Below are 10,050 nucleotides of genomic sequence, written 5' to 3'. Positions count from 1 at the left end.
TTGCATGTGTTAAGCACGCCGCCAGCGTTCGTCCTGAGCCAGGATCAAACTCTCCAACAAAAAACTGTCAGAAAAATGTCCCGGCAACAAACATGTTGTCACCAAAGGAATCCCACCAACCACCCCCCAAAAAAGAGGGACAGCCGGCCGGGGTATCAAACAAACTTTGGCACTGGCTTTACAAGCACCCTGTTGAGTTCTCAAAGAACAACCACACAGAAGCACACACTGGCATCCACCAGTCCACGCTTCGGATTTGACAGGCCGTCCGCAGCGGCGCTTCCGCACCGCACCTCGCCCGGTTCCCTGTCCGACCGTCTACACTACCCGACTTCCGCTCTCGCTCCAAACCGGGTCACCGACCCGGTGAAACGATCGCGCTGTCGGGCTCCAGTCGAGGCCGGCGCTCCGCGCCACCCGCCTGGTTCACCCGCCGCGCCCCCGGAGTGATCTCCGGCGGCCCCTGCGGGCAGAGAGAAAACTACGTGCTGCGAACCATGATCGTCAAATCGGCGGGACATGTCACGCGTCACGTCCCAGCACCACTCGAGTTTCCTGGGGGTCGGTGCAAACAGGCGGCGAGAGAAGGCCCGGACACGTCGGGGGCTTTGCGACAACGCCACCGCCGTCCGCCGCATACCCCACTCCATGCAGGCAGATGGCGATACAACCAGATGACCCGACCGTTCTGGGCTCAACGCCGCTGCCCTCGGTCGCGTTCCCCGATCGTCACCGACCGGTTCGGCAGCCGCCGGACGGCACGGGATCCCACGCACCTGCCCGCGACGGCATTCCCGGGACGACAGACCCCGCATCGGCAGGACAGACGACCACCGCGCCGGCGGTGCCTACTCCCCGCCGAGCAGTTGCTCGAACGGCGCGGACAGCGCGAACGGATCGGCGACCGTCACGGGTTCGCGCAGGCTGATCTGGCCGGCGAGTTCGCGGGCCGCTCGCTGGATCCGACCGCGCAGCGCGCCGTCGGCCGGTGCACCGGCCCAGTCGCGGGAAGCGGCGAAGACGGCTGTGGGTACGACCACCGCCCGCAGGTACGCGAACATCGGTCGCAACGCGTGGTCGAGCGCCAGGGAGTGCCGCTCGGTCCCGCCGGTCGCGCCGATCAGTACCGGCTTGTCCACCAGCGTGGTGTCCCCGATGACGTCGAAGAACATTTTGAACAGCCCGCTGTACGACGCGTTGAAGATCGGCGTGACGGCGATCAGCCCGTCCGCCCCGGCCACCGCGTCGATCACCTGCTTCAGCGACTCCGACGGGAAACCGGTCAGGAGATGGTTGGTCAGGTCGTGGGCATGGTCGCGCAGCTCGTACACCTGGGTGTCGAGCGGGAGGCCCAGGGCGTCGGCCTCGGCCCGACTCGCGGCGGCGAGCTGGTCGGCCAGCAGGCGCGTGGACGACGGCTGGCTGAGGCCGGCCGAGATGACCACCAGGGTGCGGTCGCTCATCGGGTACCGCCCTCGGCGCCGGCGGCGGCGTCCCGGGCGGCCTTGAGTGAGGCGTGTGTCGGTGCCTCGGGCACGTGGACCGGGCGCAGCGACGCGAACTCCTTGCGCAGCACCGGCACGACCTCTTCGCCGAGGAGGTCGAGCTGCTCCAGGACGGTCCTGAGCGGCAGGCCGGCGTGGTCGATCAGGAAGAGCTGCCGCTGGTAGTCACCGACGTACTCGCGGAAGCCGAGGGTACGGTCGATCACCTGCTGCGGGCTGCCCACCGTCAACGGGGTCTGCGCGGTGAACTCCTCCAGGGACGGGCCGTGCCCGTACACCGGCGCGTTGTCGAAGTACGGCCGGAACTCCCGGACGGCGTCCTGGGAGTTCTTGCGCATGAACACCTGTCCCCCGAGGCCGACAATGGCCTGGTCGGCGGAGCCGTGGCCGTAGTGTGCGAAGCGCTGGCGGTACAGGCCCACCATGCGGCGGGTGTGCTCAGCGGGCCAGAAGATGTGGTTGGCGAAGAACCCGTCCCCGTAGTACGCGGCCTGCTCGGCGATTTCCGGGCTGCGGATCGAGCCGTGCCACACGAACGGTGGGATGCCGTCGAGCGGCCGGGGCGTCGAGGTGAATGACTGCAACGGGGTACGGAACCGTCCGTCCCAGTCCACCACGTCCTCGTGCCACAGCCGGCGCAGCAGCGCGTAGTTCTCGATGGCGAGGGCGATGCCGTTGCGGATGTCCTGCCCGAACCACGGGTACACCGGCCCGGTGTTACCGCGCCCCATCATGAGGTCGACCCGGCCGTCGGCCAGGTGCTGGAGCATCGCGTAGTCCTCGGCGATCTTCACCGGGTCGTTGGTGGTGATCAGCGTGGTGGACGTGGAGAGGATCAGCCGCTCGGTCTGGGCCGCGATGAAGGCGAGCGTGGTCGTCGGCGACGAGGAGAAGAACGGCGGGTTGTGATGCTCGCCGAGGGCGAACACGTCGAGCCCGACCTCCTCAGCCTTCTTCGCGATCGTGAGCACCGCCTGGATCCGCTCCGCCTCGGTCGGCGTGCGGCCGTTCGTCGGGTCGGTCGTGATGTCGCTGACGGTGAAGATTCCGAACTGCATCTCTCGCTCCTGACTCGGCGGCGAGGGTCGTCCCGGCCCTGCGGATCCGCCCAGGACAACTTATCTGACGCGTCATTAATTCCGGCCCGAGGTGTCTGGACCGCCACTATCGTCGGTTTCGTCCCGTTTCACCGCACGGTGATTCGTGACCGGTGATTCGTGTTCGCCGCACCGGTGATGGATGGCGCGATCACCGGAACGGCGAACGGCACGATCAGCGGGAGCGGTAGCACAGCGCCACGTCCTCCGCCGACCTCTGATCAGCCGCACCTTCTGTACTCTTGTCGCCGCGGCGCGTGTCCTACGGCCACTCTGCCGGGAAGATCGGCAGAGTGACGAAGGACGGCCGGATGGCGGATGGCGGCGAAACCAGAGACCGGGTGACCGGCACCGACAAGCCCGGTGACCGCTCGGCCGGGGGCGGTATGGACATCCGCGACGTCCTTCGGACCACCGGCGAACTCGGCCGCGACCTGCTGGCGGTGGACTGGAGCGCGACCCCGCTGGGGCCGCCGGAGACCTGGCCGCAGAGTCTGCAGACGGCGATACGGATCCTGCTGAGCTCCCGGTTCTCCATGTGGCTGGGCTGGGGGCCGGAGCTGACGTTCTTCTGCAACGACTCCTACCGACGCGACACCCTGGGCGCGAAGTACCCGTGGGCGCTGGGCAGACCGCTCGGTGAGGTGTGGGCGGAGATCTGGTCCGACATCGGTCCACGGATCGAGACCGTTCTGGGCACCGGGGTCGCCACCTGGGACGAGGCGCTGATGCTCTTCCTCGAGCGCAGTGGTTACGTCGAGGAGACCTACCACACCTTCTCCTACAGTCCGCTCACCGACGACACCGGCCGGATCGCCGGCGTACTGTGCGTGGTCAGCGAGGACACCCTCCAGGTCGTCAGCGAAGGCCGGATGGCCGTACTGCGCGACCTAGGCTCGGCTCTCGCGCCCGTCCGCACCGAGGAGGAGGTGTTCGCCGCCGCCCGGCGGTATCTCGGCGACGCCACGCAGACCCTTCCCTTCACCGCCCTGTACCTGTTCGACGAGGACGGCGAGACCGCGCGGCTGGCGTGCACGTCCGGCATGCCCGACGGCCACCCCGCCGCGCCGAAAGTCATCGACATCGCCGCCGCCGGCCAGCCCTGGCCCGCCGCGACGCTGGCCCAGGGGCGGCCGGTCACCGTCACCGACCTCGGCGCGCGCTTCGCGGACCTGCCCACCGGCGCCTGGCGCGAGCCGCCCGTCCAGGCCCGGGTCGTGCCGCTGAGCCAGCAGGGCAAGGGCGACCCGTACGGCTTCCTGGTCGCCGGGCTCAACCGGTACCGACCGTTCGACGACACCTACCGCGGCTTCATCGACCTGATCGCCGGCCAGCTCGCCGCCGGTATCGCCAGCGCCCGCGCGTACGAGGCCGAGCGCCGGCGCGCCGAGGCGCTCGCCGCGCTCGACCGCGCCAAGACCACCTTCTTCACCAACATCAGCCACGAGTTCCGTACCCCGCTCACGCTGCTACTTGGACCCGCTGAGGACGCGCTCGCCGACCGGAACGCTCCGCTGCCGCCGGTACAGCGGTCCCGGGTCGACATCATCCACCGCAACGCACAGCGGCTGCTCGGGCTGGTCAACACGCTGCTCGACTTCTCCCGGCTGGAGTCGGGTACCGCCAGCCCCCGCTTCGAGCTGCTCGACCTGGCCCGGCACACCGTCGACCTGGCCGAGACGTTCCGCCCCGCGGTGGAGCGGGCCGGGTTGAGCCTCACCGTCGACTGCCCGCCACTGGACGAGCCGGTCGCCGTCGACCGCGAGATGTGGGCGAAGATCGTCCTGAACCTGCTGTCGAACGCGCTGAAGTTCACCTTCGCCGGGGGCATCACCGTCTCGCTGCGACGTGTCGGCGACAGCGCCGAACTGGCCGTCACCGATACCGGCGTCGGGATCGATCCGGCCGACCAGGCGCGGATCTTCGACCGCTTCCACCGCGTCACCGGCGCTCGGTCACGTACCCACGAGGGGTCCGGCATCGGCCTCGCACTCGTCGCCGAACTGGCCCGGCTGCACGGCGGGACCGCCGCCGTGCGCAGCACCCCGGACCGCGGCAGCACCTTCACCGTACGGGTCCGGCGCCGCCCGCTGCCCGCCGCCACGCCGGCGGCCCCGGGCACCGGTACCGCCGACGCCCGTCGGCAGGCCGAGCCGTTCCTCACCGAGGTGGTCCGCTGGCTGGAGCCGCTGCCCGCCGGCCGCGGCGCCGGGCCGTCCGGAGTGACCGACCCGCACGACGACCGGCCGCGGGTACTCGTCATCGACGACAACGCCGACATGCGCAGCTACATCGCCGGGCTGCTCGCCGAGCTCTACCGGGTCGACACCGCGCCGGACGGCGAGGCCGGTCTGCGCAAGGCCCAGGCGGACCCGCCCGACCTCGTGCTGACCGACGTCATGATGCCCCGCCTGGACGGGTTCGAGCTGCTGCAGGCGCTGCGAGCGGATCCTGCCACGGCCCTCGTACCGGTGGTGATGCTTTCGGCGCGGGCCGGCGACGAGGCGACCGTCGAAGGGCTGGAGGCGGGGGCCGACGACTACCTGGTCAAACCGTTCTCCGCGCGGGAACTGCTGGCCCGGGTCCGGGCCAACCTCGAGCTCGACCGGTCCCGGCGGGCCCGCACCGAACTGGAGCGCAGCCGCAAGCTGCTCGACCAGGCGCAGCGGCTGGCCGGCGTGGGCAGCTGGGAACTGGACCTCGCCACCGGCGCGATCGTCGGCTCCGACGAGTACGTGCGCCAGATGCACCTCAGCCTCGACGACCTGCGCACCGGCGGATTCGACCACGCACTACTGCGGCGGGTGCATCCCGATGACGCCGACCGGCTGCGCGCCGCGGTCGACGCGGCGACGAACGGCGACCCCTTCGACCTCGAGGTGCGGCTGATCGGTCCCGACGGCACGGTACGGCTGCACCGCGCGATCGGGGAGCTCGACGTCACGCCCGACGGCCGGCCCGCCCGGCTGCGCGGCAGCATCCAGGACATCACCGAACAGCGCGCCGCCGAGCGGGCGCTGGCCGCGGCGGCCGCCGCGCAGGAGGCCGCCGCCCGCGAGCACCGCATCGCCGACGAACTGCAGCGCAGCCTGCTGCCGGCCCACCGTTTCGACCCCGACCAGCTCGACGTCGCCACCTATTACCAGGCCGGCGTGGAAGGCACCCAGGTCGGCGGCGACTGGTACGACGTCATCGAGCTCGGTGCCGACCGGACCGCGCTGGTGATGGGCGACGTGATGGGCCGAGGGGTACGCGCGGCGGCCGTGATGGGTCAGCTACGGGCGGCCGTGCGCGCGTACGCCCGGCTGGACCTACCCCCTGCGGACGTGCTCGAATTCCTCGACGGCGTCGTACGCGACCTCGGCGACGACCAGATCGTCACGTGCGTGTACGCCGTCTACGACCCCGGCGACGGCACCCTCACCTACGCCAACGCCGGTCACCTGCCACCGGTACTCGTCACCCCCGACGGGTCGGCACGCCGGCTGACCGACGCCGCCGGCCCGCCGTTGGGCACCGGGCCGCACACCCTGGGCGAGGAGCAGCTCACCCTGCCGACCGGCGCGATCCTGGCGCTCTACACCGACGGCCTGGTCGAACAGCGCGACAGCGACCTCGACGCCGGCATCGACGCGCTCGCCACCCAGCTGACGAAGGTCGACACACCGCTCAACGACGTCCCGGACACGCTCGTCGAGCGGCTGCTGCCCGGCGGGCCGGACGACGACATCGCCGTCCTCCTCGCCCAGGTGACCGGCCAGCCGCAGCAGACCACGTCGGTGATCCGCCGCATCAGGGCCGAGGAACGCGCCGTCCACGACGCGCGCCAGTTCGCCACCGACACCCTGGCCGACTGGGGTATTCCCCGCTCCCGTGCCCGGGAGATCGTGCTGCTGGTCAGCGAGCTCGTCACCAATGCCGTCGTCTACGGCCGGCCGCCGATCGAGCTGCGGATCCGCCGTACCGGCGGCCACGTCGTCCTCGAGGTCTACGACGCCGCGCCGTTCCTGCCTCGCAAGCTGCGACCCACCCCGGAGGACGAGCACGGGCGTGGTCTCCAGCTCGTCGCCCACCTCGCCGACCGGTGGGGCACCCGGCCGACCCCGCACGGCAAGGCGGTCTGGTGCGTGTTCTCCACCCCCGCTGCCGACGCGGTTCCCTAGGCGCGGCTCAGTTCGCCAGCTCGGAGTCCAGCCACGCCTCGGCCTCCGCGCGGTCGTCGAACTCCGCCTTGAACATCCCGGTGTTGTTCGACATCCGACGGGCCTGCAGCCGGGTGCCCGCACCCGGGAGGACCTCGGCGACCCTGGCCAGCCCCACCTTCATGACCTCCTGCTGCGCCGTGAGGTGGACCGGCATGACGTCCTCGTGGTGCGGCCGCATCTGGGTACAGTCACTGACCATGGTGAACGCCGGGCGGAGCCGTTGCGCCGCGGAGACCAGGTCGTCCACATAGTCCGGCACCTCCTGCGGCTTCGACCAGTAGCCCTTCACCACCAGGTAGAGGCGGTTCTTGGCAGTATCGACAGCGACCTCGTAGCGGTCGTTTCGCACCAGCTGTTCCATGATCCCCCTCGCAGGCAGGCACGGCATCCGGGGTTCCGATCGGCAGTGACCGGCCGCGCTTGAGTCGATCACGGCAACAATCCGCCGACCCGTCGGCGCCGTGACGGTCGGGCGCCGGCCGGTTAGGGTCGGTCGTGGCCCTCAGCGTCTGCCTGCTCTTCGACGGCCGCACCGAACGCATCCTGCGCCACCTGTGGGACGCGCTCGAGGACCGGGGTGTGGCGACCCTTCGCTCGCACACGCACGGTCGGCACCATCCACACCTGTCGTACGTGGTGCTGCTGCGGTGGGACACCACCTCGGTACGCGACGCGGTGGCGGCGCTGCCGGACCGTGGGCCGTTCGAGCTGACCTTCGACGCCCTCGGTGCCTTCCGGCGCGGGCGGGTCTGCCTCGTCCCGGCAGTACCGGTGGACCTGCCGGCCCGGCAGCGGGTGGTGGTGCAGGCCGTCCGGGCCACCGGTGCGCTGGTGCACGCCCGGTACGAGACGGGGATGTGGCTGCCGCACTGCTCGGTCGCCCCTCGGGCCCGGCTGGAGCAGCTGCCCACCACCGCGCTCGCGGTCTACGACATCCTCCCGCTCACCGGGCGGGTCGACCGCGCCGCACTGATCGACAGTACGACCGGCCGGCTGTGGCCGCTGCCGAACCTGCCCTGACGCGCATCGGCGCCGGCCGCCCACCGTGGACGGCCGTCGCCGGTGCTCCGGTCAGTTGGGCAGCGGTACCAGTCGCAGGTGCCGCTCCTGGGTCAGGTAGGGAAGGAGCTTCCCGTACGCGGCGACCGTGCTGGTCCGGTCGCCGCCACCGTCGTGGGACAGGACGATCGAGCCGGGCTTCACCCCGTCTGTGACGGTCTGGACGATCTGGTTGACCATCATGGGGCCGACGCCGTACGTGGCGGTGTCCCAGTCGGTGGGGTCGGTGTCCCAGTCGATGGAGGTCATCCCCAGGTCCTGCGCGACCTGGACCGCTGTGGGCGTGAAGTTGCCGCCGGGATGGCGGAAGTACTTGACCGGCGCACCGGGGACGGCCTTGCGGATCTCGTCGTTGGTGCGCTGCAGGTCGGCGCGGATCTCGTCCGGCGACCGCTGGCCGAGCGAGAGGTCGTGGTTCCAGGTGTGGTTGCACAGCGCATGCCCGTCGCGGACGATCGCCTGCACCAGCTCGGGGTGCTCCTGCACGTTCTCGCCGATCAGGCAGAACGTCGCCTTCACCCCCCAGGTGCGCAGCAGGTCGAGCATCGGCATGGTCTGGGGCCCGGGTCCGTCGTCGAAGGTGAGCGCCACCGCTTCGGTGCCGGTGGTCTTGGCGATCGCACCCGGGGTGAAGACCGCGGCGGGCAGCGCCACCGCGGGCGCGATCGACGGGCGTGCGGCCGATGACCTGACAGCGGCAATCGGGTGGCCGTTGGCGCGGGGTCGCGCCCGTTCTGCCGGTCGGTGTCCATCATGGTCACCGAACCAGACGCCGAGGGCGACAGCGAGCATGGTGACGCCGACGGCACCGGCGACGAGGCCGAGCACGCGCGCGTGAGTACGGTATGGCGGCATGCGTTTCTCCCGACCAGGAGGGGGACGGAGACGGTGGCCGCACCGCCGGGATGTTTCCGGTGTGGTGAGCCAGGAGCGCTATGGCCGCTGCCGGGTCACTCAAACATAGGTTTGGGCGGTTATTACGGTATTTGGATGCGATTGCGGGGTGCCCGGTGTGGACTTCCCACCCCGGACACCCCGCGCGTGTCACTGTCCGGCGCAGCCGGCGGATACGTTCTCTTCGAGCTCGGCGCCGTTGTGGGCGATCCATTCGGCGACCCGGTCCGAAGCCACCGCGTCGTAGAGCGTGCGGGCCGCCGCGTCGTCCGGCGCCAGCACGCTCTCGTCACCGACCATCCGGGGTCCCAGGTTGGGGCTGACCAGGAAGGTGAGGTCGGAGCTGCGGATCTTACGGAGCTGCACGGCGGTGCCGGCCAGCGAGAATCCCTTGTCGACGGTCAGCAGCCTGGCCACCGCCTTGCCGAACGCGTCCAGCTTTCGCGGGTCGCTCAACGTGCCCGTGCTGGTCGCCTTGTCCAGCATCGCCTTCAGGAACTGCTGCTGGTGGCACATGCGGGTGTAGTCCCCATCGGCGAACTGCTGGCGCTGGCGCACATAGTCCAGCGCCGACGCCCCGTCGAGGTGGATGGTGCCCTTTGGGAACGTGCGGTAGTACGGCTCGGCGATCGAGGTGAACTCCCGGCCGTTGTTCACGTCGACCCCGCCGAGGGCGTCGGCGACCTTCTTGAAGCCCTCGAAGTCGACCATGACCACGTGGTCGATGCGCACCCTCGTGTAACCCTCGATCGTCTGGACCGCGAGCGGCAGGCCACCCCAGGCGAACGCCGCGTTGATCTTTGCGGTGGTGCCGCCGTAGTCGGGGTGGGTGGCGCTGCGCGGGACGTCGACGTACAGGTCCCGGGGTATCGAGATCAGATAGGCCTTGTCGTGCGCGGCGTTGACGTGCATCAAGACGATCGTGTCGGTGTGCGCGTCGCCCGGTTCGGCCGTGTGGGCGGGGTCGTCGGCGTAGCGGGAGTCGCTGCCCAGCAGCAGGATGTTCTGCGCCCCACCGGTCGCGCGGGCCGCGCGCGGGTCGTGCGCTCCACCGAGTGCGTCGGTGCGCCGCAGGCCGGCGTCGAGGCTCCGGTAGTACAGGGCGGCGCCGCCGACACACACGACCCCCAACAGCACGAGCGCCAGGCCCACCCGGATCCCGACCCCGCCCCACCGGGGACGGCGACGGTGTAGCCCGCGACGGGTGGGCCACAGCGGTGGGCCCGGCCCGTGGCCATCGCGGGCCGGCACGCGCGACTTACCCACACCTTCACCGCTTCCAGCAGACGA

At 70.4% G+C, this 10,050-nt stretch carries 7 protein-coding genes and 1 rRNA gene; 2 read left to right on the top strand and 6 right to left on the bottom strand.

Annotated features, from left to right (window positions below; genetic code table 11):
• The 3 genes from ACNTMW_RS32230 to ACNTMW_RS32220 form a co-directional block, all read right to left on the bottom strand.
• Positions 1–60: ribosomal RNA gene (locus ACNTMW_RS32230) — 16S ribosomal RNA — on the bottom strand; the annotation flags it as partial.
• 788 nt (positions 61–848) lie between these two features.
• Entirely contained in the window at positions 849–1,463 is a 615-nt protein-coding gene (locus ACNTMW_RS32225; protein WP_426637798.1) for an FMN reductase, read from the bottom strand.
• A complete protein-coding gene (locus ACNTMW_RS32220; RefSeq protein WP_426637796.1) occupies positions 1,460–2,563 on the bottom strand; it encodes an LLM class flavin-dependent oxidoreductase in 1,104 nt (367 codons plus the stop codon). The genes ACNTMW_RS32225 and ACNTMW_RS32220 overlap by 4 nt, the downstream gene beginning before the upstream one ends.
• A 332-nt stretch (positions 2,564–2,895) precedes the next feature.
• Between ACNTMW_RS32220 and ACNTMW_RS32215 the strand changes: the two genes are divergently transcribed.
• Positions 2,896–6,765 carry a SpoIIE family protein phosphatase gene (locus tag ACNTMW_RS32215; RefSeq protein ID WP_426637795.1) on the top strand — a complete coding sequence of 1,290 codons (3,870 nt, stop codon included), beginning with the start codon at positions 2,896–2,898 and terminating at the stop codon, positions 6,763–6,765.
• Positions 6,766–6,772: 7 nt separating this feature from the next.
• Here the strand turns inward: ACNTMW_RS32215 and ACNTMW_RS32210 are convergent, their stop codons facing one another.
• A complete protein-coding gene (locus tag ACNTMW_RS32210; RefSeq protein ID WP_426637794.1) occupies positions 6,773–7,156 on the bottom strand; it encodes a hypothetical protein in 384 nt (127 codons plus the stop codon).
• Between the two features lie 146 nt (positions 7,157–7,302).
• Between ACNTMW_RS32210 and ACNTMW_RS32205 the strand changes: the two genes are divergently transcribed.
• A complete protein-coding gene (locus ACNTMW_RS32205) occupies positions 7,303–7,827 on the top strand; it encodes a 2'-5' RNA ligase family protein (RefSeq protein WP_426637792.1) in 525 nt (174 codons plus the stop codon).
• 51 nt (positions 7,828–7,878) lie between these two features.
• Here the strand turns inward: ACNTMW_RS32205 and ACNTMW_RS32200 are convergent, their stop codons facing one another.
• Positions 7,879–8,721 carry a polysaccharide deacetylase family protein gene (locus ACNTMW_RS32200; RefSeq protein ID WP_426637790.1) on the bottom strand — a complete coding sequence of 281 codons (843 nt, stop codon included), beginning with the start codon at positions 8,719–8,721 and terminating at the stop codon, positions 7,879–7,881.
• Between the two features lie 189 nt (positions 8,722–8,910).
• Entirely contained in the window at positions 8,911–9,912 is a 1,002-nt protein-coding gene (locus ACNTMW_RS32195; RefSeq protein ID WP_426637788.1) for an LCP family protein, read from the bottom strand.
• Between the last annotated feature and the right edge of the window lie 138 nt (positions 9,913–10,050).

The organism is Planosporangium spinosum, from assembly GCF_049999945.1.
Taxonomy (GTDB): Bacteria; Actinomycetota; Actinomycetes; order Mycobacteriales; family Micromonosporaceae; genus Planosporangium; species Planosporangium spinosum.
The sequence above is the reverse complement of the archived record's forward strand: the minus strand, read 5'-3'. Positions and strand labels throughout refer to the sequence as shown.

Bases quoted from the DNA above. Each gene is read 5' to 3' on its own strand.
- ACNTMW_RS32225 (WP_426637798.1), bottom strand. From the start codon at position 1,463: ATGAGCGACCGCACCCTGGTGGTCATCTCGGCCGGCCTCAGCCAGCCG.
- ACNTMW_RS32220 (WP_426637796.1), bottom strand. From the start codon at position 2,563: ATGCAGTTCGGAATCTTCACCGTCAGCGACATCACGACCGACCCGACG.
- ACNTMW_RS32200 (WP_426637790.1), bottom strand. From the start codon at position 8,721: ATGCCGCCATACCGTACTCACGCGCGCGTGCTCGGCCTCGTCGCCGGT.